This is a genomic window from Roseomonas sp. CCTCC AB2023176, assembly GCF_042259275.1.
In the GTDB taxonomy this organism is placed as follows: Bacteria; Pseudomonadota; Alphaproteobacteria; order Acetobacterales; family Acetobacteraceae; genus Roseomonas.
On the sequence record NZ_CP170086.1, the window covers coordinates 587,170 to 612,094 of the forward strand.

At 73.0% G+C, this 24,925-nt stretch carries 20 protein-coding genes and 1 pseudogene; 5 read left to right on the forward strand and 16 right to left on the reverse strand.

Annotated elements, in window-relative coordinates:
- Positions 1 to 15 precede the first annotated feature (15 nt).
- From ACE7GA_RS02935 to ACE7GA_RS02945, 3 genes are all read right to left on the reverse strand, one after another.
- Complete coding sequence (locus ACE7GA_RS02935; protein WP_376095370.1) at positions 16 to 1,020, reverse strand: tripartite tricarboxylate transporter substrate binding protein; 1,005 nt, start codon at positions 1,018 to 1,020, stop codon at positions 16 to 18.
- Between the two features lie 65 nt (positions 1,021 to 1,085).
- Positions 1,086 to 1,301: a hypothetical protein gene (locus ACE7GA_RS02940; protein WP_376095373.1), complete on the reverse strand. Its 216-nt coding sequence runs from the start codon at positions 1,299 to 1,301 to the stop codon at positions 1,086 to 1,088.
- 137 nt (positions 1,302 to 1,438) lie between these two features.
- Entirely contained in the window at positions 1,439 to 1,687 is a 249-nt protein-coding gene (locus tag ACE7GA_RS02945) for a hypothetical protein (protein WP_376095376.1), read from the reverse strand.
- Between the two features lie 175 nt (positions 1,688 to 1,862).
- On the opposite strand from ACE7GA_RS02945, the gene ACE7GA_RS02950 reads away from it, so the two are divergent.
- On the forward strand, positions 1,863 to 3,182 hold the full coding sequence (locus tag ACE7GA_RS02950) for a glycosyl hydrolase 108 family protein (protein ID WP_376095379.1): 1,320 nt from the start codon (positions 1,863 to 1,865) through the stop codon (positions 3,180 to 3,182).
- Between the two features lie 10 nt (positions 3,183 to 3,192).
- On the opposite strand, the gene ACE7GA_RS02955 is transcribed toward ACE7GA_RS02950, so the two are convergent.
- A complete protein-coding gene (locus ACE7GA_RS02955; RefSeq protein WP_376095382.1) occupies positions 3,193 to 4,593 on the reverse strand; it encodes a hypothetical protein in 1,401 nt (466 codons plus the stop codon).
- Positions 4,594 to 4,742: 149 nt separating this feature from the next.
- On the opposite strand from ACE7GA_RS02955, the gene ACE7GA_RS02960 reads away from it, so the two are divergent.
- On the forward strand, positions 4,743 to 5,723 hold the full coding sequence (locus tag ACE7GA_RS02960; RefSeq protein ID WP_376095385.1) for a Bug family tripartite tricarboxylate transporter substrate binding protein: 981 nt from the start codon (positions 4,743 to 4,745) through the stop codon (positions 5,721 to 5,723).
- A gap of 4 nt (positions 5,724 to 5,727) precedes the next feature.
- Entirely contained in the window at positions 5,728 to 6,492 is a 765-nt protein-coding gene (locus ACE7GA_RS02965; protein WP_376095388.1) for a short-chain dehydrogenase/reductase, read from the forward strand.
- A gap of 136 nt (positions 6,493 to 6,628) precedes the next feature.
- Here the strand turns inward: ACE7GA_RS02965 and ACE7GA_RS02970 are convergent, their stop codons facing one another.
- The 5 genes and pseudogenes from ACE7GA_RS02970 to clpS all read right to left on the reverse strand — a co-directional run bounded on the left by ACE7GA_RS02970 (position 6,629) and on the right by clpS (position 15,008).
- Entirely contained in the window at positions 6,629 to 12,592 is a 5,964-nt protein-coding gene (locus tag ACE7GA_RS02970; protein ID WP_376095391.1) for a Calx-beta domain-containing protein, read from the reverse strand.
- 116 nt (positions 12,593 to 12,708) lie between these two features.
- Positions 12,709 to 13,386: an HAD hydrolase-like protein gene (locus ACE7GA_RS02975; protein WP_376095394.1), complete on the reverse strand. Its 678-nt coding sequence runs from the start codon at positions 13,384 to 13,386 to the stop codon at positions 12,709 to 12,711.
- Complete coding sequence (locus ACE7GA_RS02980) at positions 13,383 to 13,568, reverse strand: hypothetical protein (RefSeq protein WP_376095397.1); 186 nt, start codon at positions 13,566 to 13,568, stop codon at positions 13,383 to 13,385. The genes ACE7GA_RS02975 and ACE7GA_RS02980 overlap by 4 nt, the downstream gene beginning before the upstream one ends.
- Positions 13,569 to 13,593: 25 nt before the next feature.
- Positions 13,594 to 14,624 (reverse strand): annotated as a pseudogene (locus ACE7GA_RS02985) (quinone-dependent dihydroorotate dehydrogenase).
- A 78-nt stretch (positions 14,625 to 14,702) separates the two neighbouring features.
- Positions 14,703 to 15,008, reverse strand: a complete 306-nt coding sequence (gene clpS / locus ACE7GA_RS02990) for an ATP-dependent Clp protease adapter ClpS (RefSeq protein ID WP_376095400.1) — start codon at positions 15,006 to 15,008, stop codon at positions 14,703 to 14,705.
- A gap of 123 nt (positions 15,009 to 15,131) precedes the next feature.
- Here clpS and ACE7GA_RS02995 point away from each other — a divergent pair, with 123 nt between their 5' ends.
- Positions 15,132 to 15,950, forward strand: coding sequence for a DMT family transporter (locus ACE7GA_RS02995; RefSeq protein WP_376095403.1), 819 nt, complete (start codon positions 15,132 to 15,134; stop codon positions 15,948 to 15,950).
- A gap of 29 nt (positions 15,951 to 15,979) precedes the next feature.
- Here ACE7GA_RS02995 and ACE7GA_RS03000 read toward each other — a convergent pair whose 3' ends face one another.
- From ACE7GA_RS03000 to ACE7GA_RS03015, 4 genes are all read right to left on the reverse strand, one after another.
- Positions 15,980 to 16,402, reverse strand: a complete 423-nt coding sequence (locus tag ACE7GA_RS03000) for a DUF952 domain-containing protein (RefSeq protein ID WP_376095405.1) — start codon at positions 16,400 to 16,402, stop codon at positions 15,980 to 15,982.
- Positions 16,395 to 19,673, reverse strand: a complete 3,279-nt coding sequence (locus tag ACE7GA_RS03005; protein WP_376095408.1) for a PAS domain-containing protein — start codon at positions 19,671 to 19,673, stop codon at positions 16,395 to 16,397. Before ACE7GA_RS03005 ends, ACE7GA_RS03000 begins: the two co-directional genes overlap by 8 nt.
- Before the next feature lie 63 nt (positions 19,674 to 19,736).
- Positions 19,737 to 20,243, reverse strand: coding sequence for a cell wall hydrolase (locus ACE7GA_RS03010; RefSeq protein ID WP_376095411.1), 507 nt, complete (start codon positions 20,241 to 20,243; stop codon positions 19,737 to 19,739).
- A gap of 3 nt (positions 20,244 to 20,246) precedes the next feature.
- Positions 20,247 to 20,399: a hypothetical protein gene (locus ACE7GA_RS03015; protein WP_376095414.1), complete on the reverse strand. Its 153-nt coding sequence runs from the start codon at positions 20,397 to 20,399 to the stop codon at positions 20,247 to 20,249.
- Between the two features lie 269 nt (positions 20,400 to 20,668).
- On the opposite strand from ACE7GA_RS03015, the gene ACE7GA_RS03020 reads away from it, so the two are divergent.
- Complete coding sequence (locus ACE7GA_RS03020; protein WP_376095417.1) at positions 20,669 to 20,887, forward strand: hypothetical protein; 219 nt, start codon at positions 20,669 to 20,671, stop codon at positions 20,885 to 20,887.
- Positions 20,888 to 20,891: 4 nt separating this feature from the next.
- On the opposite strand, the gene terL is transcribed toward ACE7GA_RS03020, so the two are convergent.
- From terL to ACE7GA_RS03035, 3 genes are read right to left on the reverse strand one after another with little or no spacing between them, the layout of a single operon-like run.
- Positions 20,892 to 22,322 carry a phage terminase large subunit gene (terL, locus tag ACE7GA_RS03025; RefSeq protein ID WP_376095420.1) on the reverse strand — a complete coding sequence of 477 codons (1,431 nt, stop codon included), beginning with the start codon at positions 22,320 to 22,322 and terminating at the stop codon, positions 20,892 to 20,894.
- Positions 22,303 to 22,551, reverse strand: a complete 249-nt coding sequence (locus tag ACE7GA_RS03030; protein ID WP_376095423.1) for a hypothetical protein — start codon at positions 22,549 to 22,551, stop codon at positions 22,303 to 22,305. Before ACE7GA_RS03030 ends, terL begins: the two co-directional genes overlap by 20 nt.
- A 56-nt stretch (positions 22,552 to 22,607) precedes the next feature.
- Positions 22,608 to 24,890: a phage tail fiber protein gene (locus ACE7GA_RS03035; protein WP_376095426.1), complete on the reverse strand. Its 2,283-nt coding sequence runs from the start codon at positions 24,888 to 24,890 to the stop codon at positions 22,608 to 22,610.
- Between the last annotated feature and the right edge of the window lie 35 nt (positions 24,891 to 24,925).

The following is a 24,925-nucleotide window of genomic DNA, read 5'->3' on the forward strand; positions in this document are numbered from 1 at the left end:
GCGGCGACGCGGCCCTCAGTTCAACACCATCCCCTGCAGCAGCCGCGCCTTCACCGCGATGTCCTCCTGCAGCCGACGCTCGAAGGCCGGCCGGTCGAGGAAGAAGTTGGCGGGCTGCGATCCCCGCCGCGCGGCCTCGCGGTAGGACTCGCCCGCCGCGGCCGCGGTACAGGCCGCCTCGATCCGGGCGATCCGGTCGGGCGGGGTATTGGCCGGGGCCATCAGCCCGCCGAAGGAGGCCGGCGCGACCTCGAAGCCCTGCTCGATCGCCGTCGGCGCGTCGGGGAAGTCGGGGTGCCGCTGCGCGTCGAAGTTCGTCAGGATCCGCATGTCGTTCCGCCCGGCCGCCGAGCCCAGCACGATCGAGCCGACGTCGATCCGCCCGGTCTGCACCTCCGTCATCACCTGCGCGTCGGCGCGGTAGGGCACGTGCTCCATCTCGACGCCCGCAGCCTGGAGCCATTGCACCATCGCGAGGTGCGGGATCGAGGTGACGCCGAGCGTGCCGTAGGTCAGGCGCCCCGGCCGCTCCTTCGCCATCGCCTGCAGGGTCCGAAGGTCCCGGATCGGGCTGTCCGGCTTCACGACGAGCGCCATGGAGTTGTTGAACACCTGGCAGATCGGCCGGAAGGAGTCGGTTCGCAGCCCGGACGTGGACTGCGCCACGGGGAGCACCGAGGCAACGAGCGCCGGCGCGAAAAGCAGGGTGTAGCCATCCGGCGTCGCCCGCGCGGCGGCCGAGGACCCGACAGCGGCCGCCGCCCCTTCCCGGTTCAGCACGACGACGGTCTGGCCTAGATGCGGCTGCATCGCCGCCGCGAGCACGCGCACCAGCAGGTCGATCGCGTTCCCCGGCGGATAGGGGATGATCACCTGCACCGGCCGGCTCGGGAAGTTCTCCTGCGCGATCGCGGGTGCGGCGAGCGGAAGGGTCGCGGCGACCAGGATCGGCTGAGCCGCGACGGCGGCCAGGACCGGCTGAGCCGCGGCGGCGGCCGCGAGGCGACGACGGGTGATCATTTAAACGCTTCTCCCCTCGCGGACGGCACCCGCCCGCCATTTCCCCTACGATACGGAGACGAAGGTCACGGCGGAAGACCGCCCGCGAGGGTCGGCCCGAGGATGCGCCGCCCCCGCGCGACCGGCGGCCCGTGCCGCGTCACCCGTAGGCGATAGCCAGCGTTGCCAGCTACCGCCCAGGCCACGCGCCTCGCGATCACGGCGACGCAGGTCCCGATGGTCAGGAGAACGACGATTCCCCAGGCCCCGTCCAGGCGCCCGACGGTGTCGCGCGCCTGCAACCCGATCAGCAGGCAGCCCGATCAGCAGGAAGGCCAGCGCGTCGAGCACGAAGACTGCGACCTCCCACACCGCGGAGGAGGCGATGCGGCGCCGCGCGCCGGTCAGGCCGGGGGCGCGCCGTCCCGTGCCGCGACCGTCATCCCGACGGCGACGAGGGCGTGCGTCGCCACGCGCGCGCTGTTGTCCCGCTGGTCGCGCGGGGAGGCGTCGCAGGCCGCGTCAGCAGCACCCGCGCGACGAACAGCGCAGGACCCGGCGTAACGGCCGGCACGCCGGGGATCAAGGCGATGGCGGTCCCGGCCAGCGCCAGCAGCGCGGGGCATGGCACGCGGATCCGCGCGGCGAGCAAGGAGAACAGCGCCGCGGCGAGCAGCAGGCCGATCATGTCTCGAAGAGGTTCATAGGGTCGCTCCGCCTGGGAGGCGAGCCTGTTGGGGGGACGGGGGCGACCTCAAGGAACGGCCACACCACGGTTTCGGAATAATTTCGGGACGAAGCACCGCGGGGCCGTGCCTACGATTGCCTGCGTGATGGCCCGTCGGCCATTCGGGAGAGGCCCCATGCATCCGCTCGTCCTCCTCGCGGCATCGCTGATCCCGGACATCATCCGGGCCGTCGCGGGCGATCGCGCGGGCACTGTCGCCACGTCCGTCACCAACGCGGTCCGGGAGGTCACCGGCACGGATGACGAGGCTGCGGCACGCCGCAAGCTGGAGGCCGATCCGAACCTCGCCGCGACGCTGCGTGCCCGCCTGACGGAGATCGGCTTGGAAGGGGAACGCGCGCGCCTGGACGCGGAGGAGAAGCGCCGCCAAGTCGAGCTCGCGACGCTCAACGCGCGCTTCGACGAGGGGGAGAGGCGGCGGCAGGCGGAACTCGCCGAGCTCGGCAGGCGGCTGAACGACCTGCGGGACGCGCGCGGGACGATGCGCGACCTCGCCTCCTCCGGCAGCGCGCTTGCCTGGGGCGCGCCGGTCGTCTCGGTCATCGTGACCGTCGGCTTCTTCGTCACCCTGATCGTGCTGGCCACCGGGACCCTCGCCGTGGGCAGCCCGGCTCGAGAGCTCCTCAACATCGTCGTCGGCTCGCTCGTCGCAGCCTTCACGGCCGTCGTGAACTTCTGGATCGGCTCCTCGCAGGGTTCGCGCAACAAGGACGCGGTCGTCCTGCGGGCGCAGGAGGCGCAGGCACAGCAGGCCCAGGCCGCGATCGAGGGCCAGTCGCGGCAGACCGAGGCCGCCATCGCGGGAATGAAGCAGGTGGCGAACACGGCTGCGGGTACGGCCGCGAATACGGCCGCGAACGCGCCCGCCGCCGTGGCGCCCGCGCCGGTCCCAGCCGCCGTCCGGCCAGCAGGCGGCGACTTCGACCGCTGCGTCGCCACGATCCTCGAAAAGGAGGGCGGCTTCGCGAACCATCCCCGCGACCGGGGCGGTCCGACCAACTTCGGCATCACGCTGCGCACCTACGCCGACTTCCACGAGGTCCCGCCGGAGCAGGTGACCGAGGCCCAGATCCGCGCGCTGACCCAGGCCGACGCGAAGGAGATTTACCGGGCGAAGTACTGGAAGGCCGCGGATTGCGACAACCTGCCCGCGGGCGTGAACCTCATGACCTTCGACTTCGCGGTGAACGCGGGCGTGCGGACGGCCATCCGGATGCTGCAGGAGCTCGTGCACGTGGACCAGGACGGGTCCGTGGGGCCCATCACGCTGGCCGCGGTCCGCACCTGCGACGCGAAGGACCTGATCGGCCGCTTCGCGGACCGGCGCCTCGCCTACTACCGCAGCCTCGACAACTTCGACGTCTTCGGCAACGGCTGGACGGCGCGCACCCTCGCCGTCCGCGACCTGGCCACGCGGATGTTGGCCGGCGACTGAGGCCGGGCCGTCACGCCGGCCGGGTCCGGCGCAGGGCGAGGGCCAGGCTCGTCCCGATCGGCAGGAGGAGTTCGGCCCGGCCATCGGCGCCCACGCGAACGTCCCTGCATCCGGCCTCGCGCCCCTCAGCGGCGTCCCACAGGGTCACGCGGTAGGACCCCGGCGCGAGGCCCGGGATGCCCAACGCCACCTCCGACCGGCGTGAGGAATCCACCCGCCCGTCCGGCCGCAGGTCCCGCCGCAGGAGGAAGGCGACGGCCTGCGACGCATCGCCGGAAGCGAAGGGCGCGACGGAGCGATCGTCCACCCGCACCTCCTCGTTCAGGTTCACGCGCCGGAATGACGGCCAGTCAATCAGGGGCAGGAAGTCCGCCATCGCCTTCTGCGCCCGCCGCATCCCCGCGGTCAGCACGTGCGGCGTGCGGTTCGGCCAGCGCATCCCGCCGCCCGCGCCGCCGGAGGCCAGGTGCGCCCAGGCGATGTGGCGGAAGTATTCGTCGTCGAAGGCCTCGGGCAGCGGGCGTCGCTTGTCCTTGAAGCGGTGGATCGGCCCGTGCTCGCTGTCGAAGAAGGGCCGCCCATCCGTGATATGCGCCAGCGCCTCCCGGGTCAGCCGCCCGACGGAGACCGCTGCGGCGACGGTGTCGCGCGGGTCGTCGATCGTCCCGTGCTCGTAGAAATGGCTCGACGCGAAGTCGAGCGCGGGGTGGCGGAAGATCGGGTCAACGGTCGCGGGCTGCCATTCCAGTTGCGGCCCGAAGATCGAGACGCATTGCGGATGCGCACGCCCGTGCAGCCGCATCTCCGTCTCACGCAGGAAGCCGCCGACGTCGTCGATGAACGGCTCGAACTCCGACGGGTCGTCGCCCGCATGGGCCGGGTGCATCTCGTTCCAGATGTCCCAGGCGAAGAGTGCGCCCGAACCGCCCCAGCGCTCCGTCGCGAAGGCCAGGCGCGCCTTCACCCTCTCCCGCGTCTCGGGACAGGTCAGCAGGGTGCGAGGGGATTCGCAGGGGCCGCCATTCTCCCGCGCGTAGGGGTGGTGGCGGAAATGCGTCCAGGTGAAGAAGGTGTCGAAGGGCGTCAGCAGCATGCGCATCCCCACGCGCTCGCAGAGCGCGAAGAGATCGTCCCACATCGCCACCACGTTCGGCACGAAGCGGCCGACCGGCTTCTCGATGTAGCGGTGCCGGACCTGCGCGTATTCCAGCATGAGGCGCAGCACCGTCACGCCGTGGTCCACCAGCCAGCGCAGGTGCCGCTCCACCGCCGGCACGTCGCGGCGGCGGAAAAGCGGCGTCAGTTCCACCCAGGAGATCGAATCGTTCTGGCCGATGGGGGTCCAGGGCTCGCCGGTTTCGGTGACGAAGTAGGGCGCGCCGGGCGCGCGCTGGATCCAGGGCAGGGACAAGGGCAGGCGATCCGCGTGGTCAGAGTTCCCGGAAACGTGCGCAGGCAGCCCGGGTCAACGCCGGCTCCGGTCACGTCCCGCGGCGCACGCCCCTGGCCCGGCGCGCCGCCCGCCCCTACCCTGCCCGCAACGAAACGGGAGGACACCGGATGATCGCACGACGTCACCTGGCCGCGCTGGGGACCGCCGCAGCCCTGGCCCGCCCGGGCCTGTCGCTGGCCCAAGGCGCATGGCCCGACCGTCCGGTGCGGATGATCATCCCCTACCCGCCGGCGGGCTCCACCGACGTGCTCTCCCGCATCCTGTGCGAGCAACTGGGGCAGCGCCTGGGCCAGACCTTCGTCGTGGAGAACCGCCCGGGCGCCGGCGGCAACATCGGGATGGACGCCGTCGCGAAGGCCGCGCCCGACGGCTACACCTGGGCCGCCGCGACGATCGGGCACTTCTCGATCAACCAGTACCTCTATTCCCGCATGCCCTGGGACATCGACCGCGACTTCGTGCCCGCGGCGCTGACCTGGGAACTGCCGAACGTCGCCGTCGTCTCCTCCCAGCACGTGCCGGCGCGCACGCTGGCGGAGTTCACGGCCTGGGCGAAGGCGCGGCCGAACGGGATCTCCTACGGCTCCCCGGGCGTCGGCACCACGCCGCACCTGTCCGGCGCGCTGTTCTGCTCCCGCCTGGGCATCGACGGCACGCACGTCCCCTTCCGCGGTGCGGCGCAGACCATCCCCGCGATGCTCTCGGGCGACGTGACCTTCGCGATCGACAACCTGGCGTCCTACGTGCCTGTGGTGCAGGAGGGACGGATGCGCGCCTTGGCCGTGACCGGCGCCGAGCGCTGGCCGACCCTGCCGGACATCCCGACCATGGCCGAGGCAGGCGTGCCCGACTTCGTCGTGACCTCCTGGGCCGCCTTCGTCGCCCCTGCCGCGACGCCACGCCCGATCGTGGACCGGATGAGCGGCGCGCTGCGCGAGATCGCGGCGGATGCCCGCACGCAGCAGCGCTTCCTGCAGGCCGGCGCGAAGGTCCTGTGGTCCACGCCGGAGGACGCCGTCACGCGGGGACGGGGCGAACGGCAGATGTGGCAGGACGCCGTGCGGATCAGCGGCGCACGGGCGGACTGAGGTCATGGAGCTCGGCCTGCGCGGCGCCCGCGCCCTCGTCACCGGCGGCTCCAGGGGCATCGGCCTCGCCGCCGCCCGCACATTGGCGGAGGAGGGCTGCGACCTCCTCCTCGCCGCGCGCGACCCCGCGGCGCTGGACGCGGCGGCTGCCTCCATCCGGTCGCGCTGGAACGTCGCGGTCGCGACCCACGCCGCCGACCTGTCCACGAACGACGCGGTCCGCGGCCTTGCGGGGGCCGCGGGCGCGCCGGACATCCTCGTCAACAACGCCGGCGCCATCCCGCCGGGCAACCTGCTGGCCGTGGACGACGAGACCTGGCGGCGCGCCTGGGACCTGAAAGTCCACGGCTTCATCCGCCTGACGCGCGCCCTCTACCCCGGCATGGCGCTGCGCCGCTCGGGCGTCGTGGTGAACGTCATCGGCGCGGCCGGCGAGCGCTTCCCGCCGGACTATGTCACCGGCGCCACCGGCAATGCCGCGCTGATGGCCTTCACGCGCGCGCTCGGACGCGCGGCGCCGAAGGATGGCCTGCGCGTCGTCGGGATCAACCCGGGACCCGTCGCGACGGAGCGGCACGAAATGCTGTCCCGCGCCCGCGCCGCCGAGACGCTCGGCGACGCGGAGCGCTGGCGGGAACTCTCGGCCTCCATGCCCTTCGGCCGCCCCGCGACGCCGGAGGAGATCGGTGCCGCCGTCGCCTTCCTCGCCTCGCCGCGCTCCGGCTACACCTCCGGCACGATCCTTACGATCGACGGCGGAGCGGGCTGAGAAGCGGCCGCGGGGCCGCGCCCAGCCCGCATCGGTTCGGACGGCGACCAGGCCAGGTCGAGGCAGCGCCCGCCCTGTCGGCGGCCGCGCCTCGCCCCGCTCCCCCGTCACGCGATGACGGCGAGGTCGGAGGCGGTCAGTCCTGGGTTGCCCTGGAAGGTGGCGATGAGGACGCGCGCCCCGGCGCCGGTGCCGTCCGCGTCCCACCAGAGCTTGAGCGCATCGGTCTCGTAGACGAACTGCCCCGTGCCGGCCGCGGCGAGGCCCGTGGCGTTCGCGACGAACTGGCCCGCCGTGAGCGCGCCCACGGCCAGTCCGCCCCCGAAGCCCGAGGCCGAGACCTCGATGCGGTCGCTGCCGTGGATGAAGCCAGAGATGGCGTCGCCCCCTCCGCCACAGATCCGTAGCGGAAGGCGTCCGCCCCGAGCCCGCCGTTGAGCCGGTCCACCCCGAGGCCGCCGACGAGGGTGTCGTCCCCGCCGCCCCCCGTCAGCTGGTCGCCGCCGGACAGGCCCTCCAGCAGGTTGTCCCCGTCATTCCCGGTGATACGGTTGTTGCCGCCGTTGCCGGTACCGATCAGGTCCAGGGTGCCGGTGAGCGTCATGATCTCGACGCCGTCGGCCATGGCGTAGGACACGGAGGCGACGATCGTGTCCGTCGCGCCGTTGCCGCCGGCCTCGCTCACTACGTCGCCCGCGTCGTCCACGATGTAGAGGTCGTTGCCCGTGCCGCCCTCCATCGTGTCGGCGCCGAGCCCTCCGTCGAGCGTGTCGTTGCCCCCCAGCCCCGTCAGGCGGTTGCCCAGGCCGTTGCCGGTCAGGCGGTTGTCGCCGTTGCTGCCCGTGCCGTCGAGCGCCGCCCCCGTGAGGATCAGCCGCTCCACCGCCGTGTTGCCGAGCGCGTAGGAGACCGACGCATAGACGAGGTCGATGTCGAGGTCAGTCGCGAGCTCGACCACCTGGTCCGCGGCATTGTCCACGAAGTAGGTGTCCGTGCCCGTGCCGCCGGTGAGGCGATCGGCCCCGGCCCCGCCGTCCAGCACGTCGGCCCCCGCGCCGCCGTCGAGGATGTTGACGTTCGCGTTGCCGGTGATCGCGTTGGCCAGCCCGTTGCCCGTGCCGTTGACCCGCGCGGTGCCGATCAGCGCCAGGTTCTCGACCTCCGCCAGCGCCGCGAGGGAGGTGGTCAGCCCCGTCTCGATGGTGTCCACCCCGCCGCCCGCGGCCTCCACGACCACGTCGCCCGCGACGTCCACCCGGTAGAGGTCGTTCCCGGCGCCGCCGACGAGGCTGTCCACCCCCGTCCCGCCGTCGAGCGTGTCGTTGCCCGCGCCCCCGAGGAGGGTGTCGTTCCCCACCAGGCCCGAGAGCAGCTTGCCGCCCGTCGCCGCCGTGGCGCTGATGCGGTTCGCCGCCGCGTTGCCCGTCCCGCCCGTGCCGGCATTGCCGAGGAAGGTGAGGTTCTCGAAGCCCGCGCCGAGGGTGAACGTGATCGCCGAGACGACGGTATCGCTGCCGTCGCCCCCCTCCTCCGACACGACGTCGCCGACGGCGTTGACGAGGTAGGTATCATCCCCTGTGCCGCCGGCCATCGTGTCGTCGCCGATCCCGCCGTCGAGGCTGTCGTTCCCCGCCCCGCCCTCCAGCCGGTCGTTGCCGAAGCTGCCGAGGAGCGTGTCGGCCCCCTCCCCGCCGACGACGCTGTCGTCGCCGTTGCCGCCGGACAGGCTGTCCGCGCCGCCCAGGCCGAGCACCGTGTCGTTGCCGGCCAGGGCGTCGATCGTGTCCGGCCCCTCCGTCCCGGTCAGGCTGTCCGCGCCGCCGGTCGGCACGGTGGAGACGAGCGCGTCGTCGTTGCGGATGACGCCGGAAGCCGTGGCGGTGCCAATCGTCATGCCGGCCGAGGGCGCGGACAGTGTGACGGTGAAGCCCTCATTCGCCTCGCCCGTCGTGTCGCCGGCGACGTTGACCGTCACCGTCGCCGTCGTCTCGCCCGCCGCGAAACTCACCGTGCCCGTGGGCAGTGCGCCGCCCGCGAAGTCGCTGCCGGAAGCGGCGGTCGCCCCCGATCCCGTCACCGCCCAGCCGACGGTGGCCGCGCCGAGCGTATCGCCGGCGCGCGTGACGGTGAAGGTGAAGGGCGTGGTTCCCGCATTGCCCTCGTTCTTGTCCGCCGAGAGCGCGGCGATGGAGACCGTCGCATCATCGTTCCGGATGGTGCCGGTCGCGGCCGCCGTGCCGAGCGTCGCGCCGCCGGTCGGGGCGGAGAGCGTGACGGTGAAGCCCTCGTTCGCCTCCACTGCCGCATCGCCTGCCACGTTGACCGTGATGACCTTGCTCGTCTCGCCCGCCGCGAAGGACACCGTGCCGGAGGGCAGCGCCCCGCCCGTGAAGTCCGCTGCCGCCGCGGGATTCGCGCCGCCCCCCGTCACCGCCCAGCCGGCGCTCGCGGCGCCGGAAGCGTCGCCCGTGCGCGTGACCGTGAAGGTGAAGGCGGCGCTGCCGGACTGGCCCTCGGCCTTGTCGGCGGAGGTCGCCGCGATCGAGAGGACGGCCGACGCCGCCTGGGCCTGCAGGATCTTCGAGCCCGGCGCCGTCTCGGCGAGCAAGAGCGTCCCGGCGAGCGTGAACAGCGCGTCCGGACTGCCATTGCCGTCCGTGTCGAACTGCACCTGCGTCACGGCGGCGTCGCCCACGGTCACGTTGCGGAACGCGATCTGCGCCCCGTTGCCCGCGGTGAAGGGCGCGCTCCCGACGAAACTGCCGGCCAGCGCCGAAAGGTCGAGCCGGTCGCCGGCGCCGAAATCGGTGATGACGTCGGCCGGCCCGATGTCGGACATCGCGTCGATGACGAAGGTGTCGGCCCCCGCGCCGCCCGTCAGGCTGTCGGACCCGGCGCCGCCGGCCAGGGTATCGTCCCCGCCGCCGCCGGAGAGCGTGTCGTCGCCGAGCAGGCCCGTGAACCGCTCGCCCTCCGCCCCGCCGCGCATCGAGTCGCCGAAGTCCGAGCCGGAGATGCTGCGGATGTTGAAGAGCCGGTCGGTGTCGCCGTAGGTGTCCACGACCGTCAGGTTCGCGGCATCGGACAGGTCCGCGACGATCCCCTGCGTGCCCGGCTCGGATCCGTTGCGGTAGTCGGCGGTGATCGTGGCATCGCCCGCCACGCCGCGAATGGTGTCCGCCCCCTCATTGCCGCGAAGGCGCACGCCGACGCCGCCGAGCACCGCGCCGGTCAGGTCGTCGTTGAGGCGGGTGCCTGACACGGCCTCGAAGTTCATGAAGGTATCGCTGCCGCCGAGGCCGTCGCTCGTCGTGCCCGTGGCGAAGTTCACGACGACGCCCGCGATGGGCACGGGGGTTTCGTAGCGGTAGGTGAGCCAGTCGAACCCGGCGCCGCCATCCAGCCCCACATCGTTGCCGCCGAGGGGGGCGAAGTAGTCGTCGCCGGATCCGCCGACATAGGTGTCGGCGCCGTTGCTGCCGACGATATACTCGATGTTCGAGAAGGTCGTGACGGCCGTGCCGCCGGCCGTCAGGTTCACCGTCATGGTGCCGGCGCCGGGGCCGGAGAAGGCGACGTTCACGGTCCCGATATCGCCCGAGACCATCGTGTCGAAGCCGGTCCCGCCATCCACCAGATTGGTGCCGGCGCCCGGTTCCAGCGTGTCGTTGCCAGAACCGCCCAGGAGAGTGTCGTTCCCCGCCTGGCCCTGGAGCCGGTCGGCGCCGCCGCCGCCGGAAAGGCTGTCGTTGCCGTCGTCGCCGTCGAAGCGCTCCCCGACATCGCCGCCGAGCATCGTGTCGTTGCCATCGGAGCCGCGGACGGAGGTGACGTTGACGAGGATGTCCTTCGAACCGAACCCGTCCATCACGAAGCGGTCGGCGGCGTTGGTCAGGTTCGCGGTGATGCCGCCGGTCGAGCCGTCCTGGTAGTCGGCCGTGATGAGCGTTCCGGTCGTCGCGGCCCGTATCGTGTCCGCGCCCTCATAGCCGCGGAGCAGGGAGCGGCTCGTGCCGCTGTTGGTCGTGCCGGTGAGGTCGTCGCTGAGGTTGGTGCCGAGGGCGCCCTCGATCGAGATCAGCGTATCCGTGCCGCCGTAGTTGTCCGTGGCGAAGCCGGTCTGGAGGTTCACCACCACGCCGCCGACGATCGGCTGCGAGCCCGTCGTGTAGCGGTAGCTGACGTAGTCGAAGCCCAGGCCGCCATCCACGCGGTCGTTACCGCCCGCCGGGCCGAGCCGGTCGTCGCCGTCCGAACCCGTGAGGCTGTCCACGCCGTTGCCCGTGTAGATTCCCTCGATGCCGGAGAAGCTGATCGTGCCAGTCGTCCCGTCGTAGTAGGAGACCGACATCGTGCCCGTGCCGACGGCAGTGTGGGTGACGACGGCGGTGCCCCGGTCGAGCAGGTAGATCTGGTCGAAGCCGGCGAGGCCGGAGATGGTATCGCTGCCACCGAAGGGCATGAAGTAGTTGTCGGCCGCGTTGCCCGAGAGGGTGTCGTTCCCGAGGGACCCGCGGATCGAACGGACGTTCTGCAGGACGTCCGTCGAGCCGTTCCACGTCGCGGTATTCGCGGAAAGGTCGGCGTTGACCGTGAGAGCGGCGTTGCTGGACGCGTAGTCGGCAAAAACGTTCGTGATGTTGTTGCCGTTGATGGTGTCGGCGCCACCGCCGCCGTACAGAAAGAGGAACGGGAAGACCTGCTGCGAGAAGGCGACCGTTAGCGTGTCGGCGAGCGACGAGCCAGAGATGCCACGGACATCCTGGAAGATGTCCGTCCCGAGTCCGCCGCCCTTCACGACGGTGTTGCCCGTCGTTCCGTTCTGCGCCGTCGTCCAGGTGACGCTCAGCGCCTGACCGAGGTTCGTGTAGTCGAGGACGTTTCCGTTCAGGTCGCCGCCGACAATCGTGTCGAAGCCGGCCGAACCGCTGAACCGGTCCTCTCCGAGACCGCCGTTCAGGCTGTCGTTGCCCAGGCCGCCGTCCAGCGTGTCGTTCCCGTCGCCACCCAGGAGGGTGTCGTTCCCGTCCCCGCCGGCAAGACTGTCTTGGCCGCCGAAGCCGGAGATGCTGTCAGCCCCGGTGCCAGGCGGTCCGCCCGTCACGCCGGAGGAGACGAGGGACGGGGTGATCGTGTCGTTGCCCGAGGTACCGGTGATCGCTCCGCTGCCCCCGCCCCCGAGGGCGATGATCGGCGCGAAGCCGAGGTTCTCGCTCGTGAGGGAGGCGGCGGCGGCGGCGCTGAGGCGGAAGAGCGGGATGAAGCCCGGGCTGCTGGAGTTGGCGTTGTTGGCACCGGCCGCGCCGTTGTTGTCCCACTCGATGAGGGCGTCCGCCCCGTCCTGGCGCAGGCGCAGGAAGCCGACCGCGCCGAACGGGTTCGTGCCGTCGTAGCCCGAGCTGATCGCGTTCGTCAGCAGCTGCGTGAAGTCCAGCCGGTCCCCGCCCGCCCCGGGGGTGAAGTCCGTCACCACGATCGCGCCGGGGTTGGTGTAGCTGCCCCCGAACGGGCCGGAGATGAAGGTCGGGCTGAAGGAGCCCGGCGCCCGCACTGTGTCCGCCCCCGCCCCCGTCGTCACGACGAAGCCGCCCGTCGTCGCCCCGGGCACGAGCGTGTCCGCCCCCTCGCCCCCGTCCATCGTCGCCGTCGCGGCGGTGGTGGTGACGAAGCTGCTGTAGGTGATGACGTCGTTGCCCACGCCGCCCGAGGCCGTCGAGAAGACGCCGGAGAGCGTGTCCGCCCCCTCGCCCCCCTCCATCACGTTCAGGCCCTGGCTGTCCGAGATCTGGTCCGCCCCGTCCCCGCCCCGCAGCGTGTCGTCGCCCACCCCGCCGTCGAGGAAGTCGGAGCCGAACCCGTTCGCGCCCCCCTCCAGCACGTCGTTCCCCGCCTCGCCGGAGAGGTAGTCCGCGTCGTCGCCCCCGAGCAGCGTGTCGTTGCCCAGGCCCCCGTACAGCGTGTCGAACCCGGCGCCCCCCTCCAGGCTGTCCGACCCGAACCCGCCCACCAGGCTGTCACCCCCACCCAGCCCCTGGATCGTGTCGTCGTCCGACCCGCCCGTAAGGGTGTCGTTGTTGGAGCTGCCAGTCAGGAGGGGCATGGGTCGTTCCGGAATCGAAAATGCGCGCCACCTCACAGCACGGTGAGCAGCCCGTCCATCAACTCCCGGTTGAAGCCAACCGATGTCGTTCCGCAGGCGAAAATGTCATCAACGCTTCACCATACCAGGCCCCGCAGCGCCGCCACCGGCCTGACCCCCTCCACCTCCGCCCGCGCCGCCAGCGCCTCGGGCGACGCCCGGTCCAGCCCCTCCTCCGCCGACAATCCGCCCAGCGCCCAGACCGCGTCGAGCCCCGCGGCCTGCGCGCCCGCCAGATCCGTGTGGGGCGAGTCCCCGATCGCGACGACGTCCCGCAACGGCAGGCCCAACGCCTCCAGGACCGGCGCGTAGGCCAGCGGTAGCGGCTTGCCGACGTCCAGCACCCGCCCGCCCCGGGCCGCGTACCATTCTGACAGGGCGCCGGCGCAGATCAGCCGCCGCCCGCCCGCGACCACCGCGCGGTCGGGGTTCACGCAGACCATGGGCAGGTCGCGCGCCAGAAGGCGCTCCAGCAAGGGCTCGTAGGGTGCGACCGCCTCCCCGCCCAGCGCGGGGTCGGGGCCGATGTTCAGGACCCAGTCCGCCTTCTCCGGCGTCGCATCGGCGGTGAAGCCCAGCTCCTCCAGCCCCAGCAGGTCCCGCGCCGGCCCGATCCGCGCCGCGCGCGGACCGAGGTCGCGGACGAAGGGGTGGGTGCGGTCGCGCAACAGCGTCCAGGTCGTCTCGCCGCTCGACACCACCGCGTCGTAGAGGTCGCGCCCGATCCCGAAGCCCGCGAGCTGCCCCTCGATCACCGCCGCGCGCGGCGCGGCGCGTTCGTCAGGAAGACGATCCGTGCGCCGCGGGTGCGGAGTTCGGTCAGGGCCTCGATCACGCCGGGGAAGGCGGCGCGGCCGTCATGCACCACGCCCCAGATGTCCAGCACGAAGCCGCGGTAGCGCGCCGCGAGTTCCCGCACGTCGTCGAGGATGCGCATCAGGCGGGGAGCGCTTCGCGCGCCATCACGCTTCGACGCCCACGGCGTCCGACAGGCGCGCGACCCCGTCCCGCCGCAGCAGCGCCGCCAGCCCGTCGCGGATCCGGGGGATCAGGGCGGGCCCGCCATAGGCGAAGGCCGCGTACAACTGCACGAGCGAGGCGCCGGCCTTGATCTTGGCATAGGCCGTCTCCGCCGAGTCCACCCCGCCGCAGCCGACCAGGACGAGCCGGCCGCGCGTCATCCGGTACGTCCGCCGCAGCATCTCCGTGGATGCTGCGAAGAGCGGCGGCCCGGACAGCCCGCCCGTCTCGGCACGGTGCGCGAGCGCAGCGTCCCGGGGCGCGCGACCGTGGTGTTGGACACGATGAGACCGGCGACGCCGCGCGCGGCGCAGGTCTCGACGAGCATCTCCACCGCGTCCTCCGCCAGGTCGGGCGCGACCTTCACGAGGACGGGCGGCTGCCGCGTCAGGGCCGCGCGCGCCGCCATGACCGCGTCGAGGATCGCGGCCAGCCGCGTCTCCCCCTGCAGGTCGCGCAGGCCCGGCGTGTTCGGGGACGACACGTTCACCGCGACGTAATCGGCATGGTCGGCGACGCCGGCATACAGCGCGGGGTAGTCGCGCTCGGGGTCCGCGCCGTCCTTGTTGATGCCGACATTCGCGCCGAGCACGGCCGGCAGCGGCCGCGACAGCGCCGCCAGCCGCGCCGCGAAGGCATCCAGGCCGCCGTTGTTCATGCCCATGCGGTTGATCACCGCGCGATCCTCGGAGAGCCGGAACAGGCGGGGACGGGGGTTGCCCTCCTGCGGGCGGGGCGTCGCGGTGCCCGCCTCCACGAAGCCGAAGCCCAGCCGCATGAGGGGCAGGACGGCGACCGCGCTCTTGTCGAAGCCGGCCGCGAGGCCGACCGGGTTGCGGAAGCGCAGCCCCAGCACCTCCGTCGCGAGGACCGGGTCGTCGACGCCGGCGTCCCGCCCGGCCAGCCCCCAGCCAAGGGCGCGCAGCGACAGGTCGTGCGCCCGTTCCGGGTCCAGCCCGCGCATAAGCGGCATGAGGGCGGAGGAGATGGCGGGGTGCGGCACGGCCGGCCTTCTGCCTCAGGCCGGGGCGAACCGCTACTGCTACGGCCCCTACTCCTCAGGTTCGGTCGTGAACATGAGGGGATAGCCCTCGGCGCGGGCCATGTCGGTCGCGCGGGTCGCCTTCTCCTCCGCGATCTCCTTCGTGAAGACCGCGACGACGCAGGCGCCGCGCTGGTGCGCCGTCAGCATCACCCGGTCCGCCACCGATTCCGGCATCCGGAACTCCGCCTTCAGGACGCGCACGACGAAGCGACGCGGCGTGTAGTCGTCGTTCAGCAGGATCACCTTGTGCATCTTCGGACGGGCGGTCTTGACCGCCTCCTCGGTGCGCTGAACCGTCTTGATGTCCGTCATGGGCCCACCCCCGCCGCCGGCATATGGGCGGGACGGCCGGACCTTGCAGCCACCCTCGCCCCGCGTTGACGCGAACCGCCCGCCGGGCCATCCCCGCCGCGGGGATCCTTGGGGGAAGTCCGGTTGCGCGGCCCGCTGCTGCTGATCGCCGCGCTCGGCCTCTTCGCCGTGCTCGACGCCAATTCCAAGCTTCTCGCCGGGCAGTACCACGTGTCGCAGGTGCTCGCGCTGCGCTACGCCGTGCTGCTCGGGCTGCTGCTGGGCGTCAGCGCGGCGCGGCAGGGCCTCGGCGCCGGGATGCGCACGCGCCACCCCTGGCTGCAACTGGCCCGCGCGACCTGCATGGTGGGGTCGGGGACCGGTTTCTTCCTCGCGCTCCGAACCCTGCCACTGGCCGAGGGTTATCTCGTCTACTTCACCGCGCCCTTCCTGCTGCTGGCGCTGTTCCGCGTGCTGCTGCACGAACCGGTGCCGCGCTCCGCCTGGCTCTGGTGCACGGTGGGGTTCGGGGGCGTCCTTCTCGCCCTCTGGCCCGGCCTGTCGGGCGGAGGCTCCTGGGGTGCCTATGCCTGGGCGCTGATGGGCACCCTGGCCCACGCCCTCGTCCTCGTCCTCAACCGCGCCCTGCGCGACGAGCCGGGAATGGGGCGCCTCATCCTCTGGTCCTCCGCGCCGGCGCTGGCCGTGCTCGCGCCCTGGGCGGCGGTGGAATGGGTGCATCCGGCGGGGTGGGACTGGCTCGCACTCGCGGCCAACGGCCTGTTCGCGGGGGCCGCGACGATCGCGCTCGCCAGCGCCTTCCGCCACGCCTCGGCGGGGCAACTGGCGCCGCTGGAGTTCTCCGCCCTCGTCTGGGCGGTGCTGGCGGACGTCGCGGTCTGGGGCCCTGGCCCTCCGCCTGGACCTGGGCGGGAGCGGTCGTGGTGGTCTTCGCCGGGGTGATGGCGCAGCGCCGGGCGTGACGGCACGGGTCACCGGCGCGTGGCGGACCGCCCAGGGTCCTGACCGCCGGTCATCGGACCCGGTCGGCCACCCTCACGGCACCCACCCCGGGAAACGATGCCGCCCTTCCCCGTCCAGCGGCAGCGGGAACGCCCCCGCACCGCCGCCAGCGGCATGTCGCCGTAGAGGTGGGGGAACAGCCCCGGCCGTTTCCCACCCGAGGCCGCCTCCCACCGAAGCGCGGCGCCCAGCGCGGCCGCGTCCAGGCAGACCAGCCACAGGTCGCTCTCCCCGGTACGGTGCTTCGCCGCGCTCTCCCGCACCTGCGCGGTCGTCGAGAGGTGGATGTAGCCGTCGCGCCGGTCGTGCTCGCCGCCGCGGTGCAGGCCGTCGTCGCGCATCGCGCGCCACTCCGCGCCGGTCATCAGCTTGTGGACGATCGGGTCAGCCATCGCGCCCCGCATCCAGCACGGCGCGCAGGCGGGCCGCCAGGACGTCCAGCGTGAAGGGCTTCACCAGCACCGGGGCGCCCGCGGGCACGCCGCCCTCCGCGAAGCCCGTCGCGAACAGGACCCTCAGGCCCGGACGCCGCGCCGCCGCGATCTCGGCCAGGCGCGGCCCGCCCATGCCGGGCATGATGACGTCGGTGAAGAGCAGCGCGATGGGCTCCGGCCCCTCGATGATCGGCAGCGCCTCCTCCGCGCTCGCCGCCTCCAGCACGCGGTAGCCGAGGTCGCGGAGCGATTCGACGGCCAGCGCCCGCACCCGCTCCTCATCCTCGACCACCAGGACGGTTTCGCCGCGCGCGCCATCCGCCGCGGCCTGCGCCGATTGCGCCGCAACGGGGGCCGCGCCCGCGTGGCGCGGCAGGACGATCGTGATCGTCGTCCCCTTCCCCGGCGCCGAGCCGATCGCGACGTGCCCGCCGGATTGCCGCACGAAGCCGAAGACCTGGCTCAGCCCGAGCCCCGTCCCTTTCCCCACGCCCTTCGTCGTGAAGAACGGGTCGAAGGCGCGCGCCGCGACCTCCGGCGCCATGCCCGTGCCCGTGTCGCCCACGGTGATCCGGACGTAGTCGCCCGGCGAGACCTCGATCCGCCGCGCCTGGGCCGGGGTGATCCGCACGTTCGCCGTGCCGATCGTCAGCGTCCCGCCGTCCGGCATCGCGTCGCGCGCATTGACCGAGAGGTTCAGCAGCGTGCTCTCCAGCTGCACCCGGTCCGCGTGCACGGGCGCGAGGTCTGGCGCGAGGTTCGTCTCGACCCGGATGCGCTCGCCCAGCGTGCGCCCCAGCAGTTCCGACATCCCGGCCACCAGTGCGTTGACCTCCAGCGGCGACGGCGAGAGTGACTGCTGACGGGAGAAGGCGAGCAGCCGCTGCGTCAGCGCCGCCGCGCGACCCGCCCCCTCCATCGCCGCATCGACGTAGCGCATCACGTCGGTCTCGCCGCGCTCCAGCCGGCGCCGCATCAGCGCCAGCCCGCCCATGACGACCGCCAGCATGTTGTTGAAGTCGTGCGCGATGCCGCCCGTCAACTGGCCCACCGCCTCCATCTTCTGCGCCTGCCGCAACTGTTCCTGCGCGTCCAGCAAGGCGGCATCCACGGCGCGCTCCGCCGTCACGTCGCGGCCCGTCGCGACGATCAGGTCGCCCTCCGGCGCGGCCACCCAGGAGATCCGGCGCACCGATCCGTCGCGGTGCCGGTAGCGGTTCTCGAAGGGGTCGAGCGGGCCGCGCAGGGCCGCCTCGCGCGCCGCCTCGCTCGCGGCGTGGTCGTCCTGGACGACGAGCGTGGAGTAGTGCTTCCCGATCCACTCCTCCGGCTCGTAGCCGAGGATCGCGCGCACCGCCGGGTTCACCGCCCGCACGACCCCGTCCGCGCCGAGCACGACGAACAGGTCGCGCGAGATCCGCCAGAGCCGGTCGCGCTCCGCCGTCCGCTCGGCCACGCGTGCCTCGAGCGTCGCGTTCAGGTCCCGCAGCCGCGCCTCGCTGGCCGCCCGCTCCTCCTCGGCGGTCCGGCGGTCCTGCACGTCCGTCACGGTGCCGACCCATTCGATGACGCGACCCGCATCGTCCCGCACCGTGACGCCGTAGGCGTGCATCCAGCGCCAGCCGCCGCCGCGGGTCCGGACGCGGTAGTCCACGTTCACCGGATCGCCCGTCCCGAGCGCCCCGGCCCAGACGGCGATCGTGGGCGGCACGTCGTCCGGGTGGACCGCGTCGAGCCAGCCCGCGCCGCGGTATCGCTCGGGCGTCTGCCCGGTCAGCACCTCCCAGCCCGGCGCCTCGGCGATCGCGCCGTCCGGCTCGGCCCGCCAGACGATCGCCTCGGGACCCGTCACGATCGCGCGGAACCGCGCCTCGCTCGTCCGCAGCGCCTCCTGCGCCAGGAAGCGGTCGTGCACGTCCTCCGTCACGCCGTACCACCTCACGATGGCGCCGGCCGCGTCCCGCCGCGGATAGGCGCGGGAATGCGCCCAGCGGAAACTGCCGTCGCGCATCTTCATGCGGTGGTGGATGTCGTAGGTCTCGCCGGTCCCGACCGACCGCGACCACACCTCGAAGGTGCGCGCGGCGTCGTCAGGGTGCAGCCCTTCGGCCCATGTGCTGCCAAGACCGGTCGTGCCGGTCCATTCCATCCAGCGGTGGCTGACGCGGTCGAGCTGCCCGTCCGGCCGTGCCGTCCAGCTCGTCTGCGGCTGGAGCTCCACGGCGTGGCGGTGATGGTCCTCGCTCTCGCGCAACGCCGCAAGCGCCTCGGCGCGCTCGGTCGCCGCGGCCAGGCGGCCCGCCACGTCGCGCGCGAAGACGATCTCCGAGTCCGTCCAGGCGCGCGGGCCCGTATCGTGCAGGAAGACGAGCGCGGCGAGCCGCCCGTCCCGCAGCACCGGCGCGTGGAAGCAGGCAGCGATCTGCACGGCCGCGAAGGCCCCGTGCTGCGCCGCCGTGCGCGGGTCCGTCGCGACGTCGGCGACGGCCGAGGGCTCTCCCCGCCGCAACTCCGCCGCGAAGCCGGGCCAGAACGCGGAAGCGTCCCAGACGCCGGCCGCCGAGGGGATTTCCGCTGCGTGCCAGTCGCGCGCGACCGTCAGGCGGTCCCCTGTCTCGTCCAGCGTGCCGTATCCCGCGCGCGGGACGCGCAGCGTCTCGCCCAGCACCTTCGCGCCGCGGGCGGCGATCTCCGCCGGGTCCTCCAGCCCGCGCAACGCGTCGCCGAGCGCGATCAGCGCGTCGCGGCGCCGCACCGCGAGGACGGCGTTGGTGGACTCGACGATCAGCAGCAGGACGCCGCCGGCCTGGCCACCCGTCCGGCGGACCGGGGAAAAGGTGTAGTTGAACCAGCGCTCTTCCGTCGCCGCGCCGCGCCGCAGGATGAAGGGCGCCTCCACGAAGCGCACCGCGTGTCCCTCCCGCGCGCGGCGGAGGACCGGTTCGACCTCCTCCCGCACCTCGGACCAGACGTCCAGGAACGGTCGCCCCAGCGCCTCCCGCTCCGTCCCGAGGATCGGCAGGTAATGGTCGTTGTGGAGGACGATGAACTCCTCCCCCCAGGCGAGCAACGCCGGGGAGGCGGCAGAGAGCACCAGGTCCGCCGCGATGCGGAGCGAGGCCGGCCATTCCGCCATCGGCCCGAGCGGCGTCGCGGCCCAGTCGAAGGCGGCGACGCGCGCGGCCATGCCGTGCGGCTCGGTCGGGATCGTCGCGTCGTCGCGCGGCAAGGTCGGGCTCCGGTGCTGCTTCAGGTTACGATGACAACGCCCGCCGCCCAACGCAGCGTGCGCTCACGCGACCGCGACCAGCGCGGGACGGGCGGCGGGGAGGGGCGGGGCGGCGGCGTCCGGCCGGTAGAAGACCAGGCCGCCGATCTCCGCCGTCGCGGCCTGGCCGACCGCCCAGGCCGGCAGCGTCGCGATGTCATGCCAATGGGTCGCGCCGCCCGTCAGGTCGGGGAGCGCGCTGGAGGCCGCACGCGCCGCGACCCGCCGGCAGATCGCCATCCCCGGATCGGCGCCCGGCCCCTCCAGACGCGCATGGGCGGGGTGGCGCGGGTTGCGGCAGGGAAAGGCGAAGGGATCGCGCGCGGCCGCCGCGACCTCCCGCGCGCCGGGCTCAGGCAGCCGCGCGTGGCCGCCCGGCGCGAAGGGCGCGGCACCGGCGATCCGCACGGGACGGGGCAGCGCCGCCCGGGCGCGGTTGACGGCCAGCGCCGCCAGCGCCTCGATCGCCCGCACCGGCCGGTGCGCGGCCTCCGCATAGAGGGTGCGCGCGATCGTTTCGACATCGGTCATGGGTCAGCGGTCCTCGGTCAGCACGCGCACCTGCGCGGCGGTGGAGTGGGCGGCGCGGGTGGCCTCGTCCAGCTTCTGCTCGATGCGCAGCAGCTGCGCCGTCAGGCGGCTGTCCACGTCGCGGATGAGGGAGAGCGGGACGTAGGTCCGCGCCACCTCCAGCTTGAACTCCGCCAGGTCCTCGCGCGTGCGCTCCAGCGCGGCGCGGTCGGCGCCGCTGCGCGCGGCCTCCCCCGGTCGCCGGGCGCGAAGGTATCGGCGTGGGAGATGATCAGGCCGCGCTTCAGGTTGTGGAGCATCCAGGCCAGGAACGCGAGGATCGGGGCCTGCACGAGGCCCGCGATCACCTGGGGGTCGAGGGGGATGGACTGCATGGGGTCCTCCGGGTTGATCGGTGGTGGCCGCGCCCCCACCCTGGGGGAGCGATGTGGAACGAGCCCTACCTCGAGACCTGCTGCCGTGCGGCGCTGCACCGCCTGTTCCTGACGGCCGGCGGCACGCGTCCCGCCGGCCTGCCGGACGAGGCCTGTCTGCGGCGCATGGCCGGGATGGGCTGGGTCTGCGAGAGCGCGCCGGACCGCTTCTCCCTCACGTCCGAGGGTGCGGCCCGCCATGCGGCGGAGGTCCTGAGGCGGGCGGCCTGAGCCCTCATCCCCGCCAGCCCGCTGTCCGCGGGGCGGGCGGGGCGCCGGGCAGGCGCACGGGTTCGGCGTTGATGCAGCCGGCGACGGCGTCCAGCGCGTCGTCGCGCGCGCCGGCCTTGCCCGGCACCCATTCCGCCATCTCCCGCGCGAAGGGCGTGCGGAAGACGTCGTCCCGCGCGTGAAGGCGCCGGGCGTTCAGCACGGGGTCCAGCGCGCGGAGGATGCGGTCGGCCTTCGCGCGGTGGCTGTTCACCTCGACGACCGAACAGGGCACCCCGGCCCTGGCCAGTTCCTGCCGCAGCAGCGCCGGCAGGAACCGCCCGATCCCGTTCGTCTCGACGCGCACCACCGGCAGCAGAAGGTCGCGGGCGATGCGCGCGACCTCCCGGCACTGCTGCGTCGCGGGGTCCGGCGTGCCGCCCGGCTCGTGCGTCAGGTACGCGAGACGGTGGAGGAAGTGGTTCCCCTCCGCGTCCGTGTAGGTACAGGCGAGGACGGAGGAATCGCCGGCCCCCGGCCGTCCGTAGGCCGGGTCCCAGAAGCCGCCGCCCGAGACCAGGCGCCGGCCGAGGAGCGACAGGACGGGACGCCCGCCGCTCTCGGCGTACTCCGTGTCCTCCGCGTAGCGGATGAGCAGCGACGGATCGAGCCGCGCGGCGCTCTCCTCCGCCAGTTCCAGCATCATCTGCCGGGCAAAGCGCAGCGGGCCCACGGAATCCCGGACCTCCGCGATCCGCGCGGCATCGAAGCGGTCCGGCCAGGCCGAGTTGCCCTCCGCGTCCAGCAGCGGCAACCGGAAGCGCCGGTAGCCGTGCAGGAAGGCGCCCGGGGTGTCGGCCGGGGCATAGAGGCTTTCAGCGCAATGCGGCGTGCCGACGTAGAGCGTGGTGCCGCCGGGGACGAGGATGAACTCGCATTCCGACAGCGCCTCGCGCAACGCTTCCCGCTTCGCCGGCGTGTCGCAATTGCCCGCGACCTCGACGTCGTCGCAGACGATCATCTCGGCGCGCGACCCCGTGACGTTGCCGCCGATGCCCTGGCCCAGCACCGACGGCTCCCGGATCGCGCCCTCGCGCATGACGGTGAAGCGGTCTGCCGCCCAGGTCTCGTCACCGCCGAGGAGGTGGCGGCAGAACGGGTGCCGGGCGACGATCCGCCGCACCTGCGCCACCATGCGCGACGCCAGCGTGTGGTCGGCCGCGAGCACGAGGATCCGCGTCTCCGGCACCCGCGCCAGTCGCCAGGCGCACCAGAGGCCGACGAGCGTGGACTTGCCGCAGCCGCGGAAGGCCATCAGCAGCAGGCGCCGGTCCCCCGCCGCGTCCCGCTGCATCAGCCAGCGCGCGATGCGGCGGTGCGGCGCGGGCGTCGGCAGGTTCGCGCGGATGTTCCAGGCATAGACGAACTGCAGGAAGTCAGGTGTCGTCGCCGCCATCGTCGGAATCCTCCCGAATGTCGGCGTTCATGGCGTCCTGCGCGCGCCGCAGCGTCTCGTCGAACTCGGCCTGCGACGCGTCGCCGCCCGCCATCATGTCCCGCAACTGCTGCACGTGGTTGAGGCAGGCGCGGCCTGCCGCGTGGTGCGCGGCGAAGGCCTTCGGGTCCTCGGTCTGTACGGGCGCGCCCGCGAGGAAGTCGACGTAGCCCTTCATGATCTGTCGCATGGCCGCGTCCGCCGCCTCCCTCGACAGAGGTGCGCCGCCGACCTGCTTCGGGCGCCTCACGTCTTGAGCGCCCGCACGCGGACCGTGCCGGGGCCAAGGTCGACCGCCCCGCCGCTGCGGTTCCAGCAGGTGACCGTCACCACGTCCTGCGCCCCGACCTGCGCCAGAAAGGCGCAGCCCGACGTGGACAGGGAGAACGCCGCCTGCACGAAGTCGCCCGGGCGCACGCCGGGGCAGGCGACGTTCACCTGCGCCGAGCCGCCTGCCGCGATCGAGGGCGGGTCCCAGGCCACCTCCGCCTTCAGTTCGCGCATGCCGACCGGCACTTCCGGCGTGCCGTAGAGCACCGCCGGCGCCTGCGACGGGTCGCAGGCCAGGCGCATGGCCCGGACCTCGTAGTCCTCGCTCAGGCGTGCGACGCCGATGATCGCGGTCTGCACTTCCGGCGCCACCCGCACGACCTGCAAGCGCGTCAGGTTCGTATCGTCGCTGTCCGCATTGCCCTGCCACCAGCGCGGCCCCGCCGCGTAGGACAGCGACATGCCGGAGGCCTGCACCATGGTGCCGGCGGCGTCCGTCAGCAGCGCGCCGCCCGTGCCGAAGCACTGAACGACGAGGCGCGGGGAATCCGCGTCCACCGCAAGCGCGAACTCCTTGCATCTGCGGGTATCCACGACGAAGCCGAGGCCCCGCCCGCCGGTCAGCACCACGCCGCGATCCGTCAGGACGAAGGAGTCGAGCGCGGCGAAGGTGAAGTGCTGCAGGACCGTCGGCGTCCCCGACACGTTGGTCGAAAGGCAGGCGAGCTTCTCGAAGCCCGTCTCCGTCCCGTTCCAGCGGATCGCCGCGGCTCGGAGGTTCGGGATCTCCACGAGCGTCCGCGTGGCCTCCCGGTGCGCCGCGGCCTGGTGCAGCGCCCGGACGACGCCGCCCACCCGCGTCGCGGTCGCCGCGTAGGAGATCGAGACGCCGTAGCCCTGGCTCGCCCAGGCAACCTCGTAGACGTGGTCCTGCGCACCAGCGGTGTGGTGCGCGACGAAGGGGTCGCAGCCTTCCATCCGCAGGTTGCGCGCGATGACCGAGCGGGAATTGACCTCGATGAGGAAGGGAATGCCGAGGATCGGGCGGTCGCGGGACTGCAGCTCGAAGGCCGGGCCGTCGAAGACGTGGCGGTTATGCGCGACGTAGGCACCCGGTTCGGCCGAGAAGCGGATGCCGTAGCGGTCGAGCGTCGGGTGGAGCGAGGAGGCGTTCGCGAAATGCCCGCCGTAGTAGCGGACGGAGGTGTTCCAGGCCGCTGCGGTCTGCGTCCGCACGTCCAGCCCGATCCGGTTGTTCACGATGCGGCCGAGATGCAGCACGCTGTCCTCGAAGCCCCGCTCCACGCCGAGGGTGCGGATGCCGATCGTGAAGCCCTCGACCTGACGGATCTCGGCGATCGAAGAGTCGAGGTTTCGCAGAACGAGGCCGATATCCGCCTCATTGCTCCAGTCGGAGATCGTGGCGCGAAGGATGCGGAGACCCTGGTATAGCTTCGCGGCATTCCGGGTGGCGCCACCGTCGCCGATCGTCAGTGCCGCCTGACCCGCCGGTCCGGCGTAGAGGATCGCGCCGCGCATCGTCAGCCCCGCCGCGCCGCCCGGCAGCGTGAGCGCGACCGTCGTCCGGAAGCTGCCCTCCCCGATCTCAAGGTGCTTGCCGGCGGAGGCCGCCGCGTTCATCGCGGCCTGCAGCGCCGGGCCGTCATCCGCCACGCCGTTGCCCGTCGCGCCGAAGTCGCGCGCCGACAGCCGTTCGGACAGCTTGTCCTCCACCGTGCGCGGCACGCCGCCGGGGAACGGCGCGGACAGCGTCGCCTCCCCGCGCCCGAAGGTCGTGACGTCGCCGTTCGAGTCGAAGCCGAGCAGGCGGTTGGCGCGCGCGGGACGCAGCGGGATCGTCAGGCTGCCGCCGGTCTCGCCGGGGTCCTGCCGCAGCGCGGCGGCGCCCTCCTCCCGCAGTTCCTGCAAGGCGGCGACGTGGCGGTCCAGTTCATCGTTCAGGGTGTTCGCGCGCAGGACGCCGTTGGGCTGGTAGTCCGTCGTCCGCTCGATCCTCAGGCGACGACGGATGACCACTTTCGCGCCGCTGGCCGGCGGCGCGGCGAAGGTGACCAAGCCACCATCCGAGGAACCGGCGCCCGAGACGGCGTAGCCGGAGGCCTGGAACAGGCCATCCACCCGGACTTCGATGTCCGCGGGCGTGAAGACGGGGAACGGGTAGGTGAAGGCGGCCTGCGCGCCATTCGCGACGTAGTGCACGCGCGGCGCGACGTCGCCGATGCGGATGTGCTCGGCCATCGGGTTCTCCTGTGATGGGGTCGCGCGAGGGCGCG

Excerpts from the sequence above, each read along its gene's own strand:
- ACE7GA_RS02950 (WP_376095379.1), top strand. The coding sequence starts at position 1,863 with ATGCATCCGCTCGTCCTCCTCGCGGCATCGCTGATCCCGGACATCATC.
- ACE7GA_RS03000 (WP_376095405.1), bottom strand. The coding sequence starts at position 16,402 with ATGGCTGACCCGATCGTCCACAAGCTGATGACCGGCGCGGAGTGGCGC.
- ACE7GA_RS03035 (WP_376095426.1), bottom strand. The coding sequence starts at position 24,890 with ATGGCCGAGCACATCCGCATCGGCGACGTCGCGCCGCGCGTGCACTAC.
- clpS (WP_376095400.1), bottom strand. The coding sequence starts at position 15,008 with ATGACGGACATCAAGACGGTTCAGCGCACCGAGGAGGCGGTCAAGACC.
- ACE7GA_RS03030 (WP_376095423.1), bottom strand. The coding sequence starts at position 22,551 with ATGCGACAGATCATGAAGGGCTACGTCGACTTCCTCGCGGGCGCGCCC.
- ACE7GA_RS02960 (WP_376095385.1), top strand. The coding sequence starts at position 4,743 with ATGATCGCACGACGTCACCTGGCCGCGCTGGGGACCGCCGCAGCCCTG.
- ACE7GA_RS03010 (WP_376095411.1), bottom strand. The coding sequence starts at position 20,243 with ATGACCGATGTCGAAACGATCGCGCGCACCCTCTATGCGGAGGCCGCG.
- ACE7GA_RS02980 (WP_376095397.1), bottom strand. The coding sequence starts at position 13,568 with ATGCGCATCCTCGACGACGTGCGGGAACTCGCGGCGCGCTACCGCGGC.
- ACE7GA_RS02965 (WP_376095388.1), top strand. The coding sequence starts at position 5,728 with ATGGAGCTCGGCCTGCGCGGCGCCCGCGCCCTCGTCACCGGCGGCTCC.
- terL (WP_376095420.1), bottom strand. The coding sequence starts at position 22,322 with ATGGCGGCGACGACACCTGACTTCCTGCAGTTCGTCTATGCCTGGAAC.
- ACE7GA_RS02935 (WP_376095370.1), bottom strand. The coding sequence starts at position 1,020 with ATGATCACCCGTCGTCGCCTCGCGGCCGCCGCCGCGGCTCAGCCGGTC.
- ACE7GA_RS02945 (WP_376095376.1), bottom strand. The coding sequence starts at position 1,687 with ATGATCGGCCTGCTGCTCGCCGCGGCGCTGTTCTCCTTGCTCGCCGCG.
- ACE7GA_RS03020 (WP_376095417.1), top strand. The coding sequence starts at position 20,669 with ATGTGGAACGAGCCCTACCTCGAGACCTGCTGCCGTGCGGCGCTGCAC.
- ACE7GA_RS02970 (WP_376095391.1), bottom strand. The coding sequence starts at position 12,592 with ATGCCCCTCCTGACTGGCAGCTCCAACAACGACACCCTTACGGGCGGG.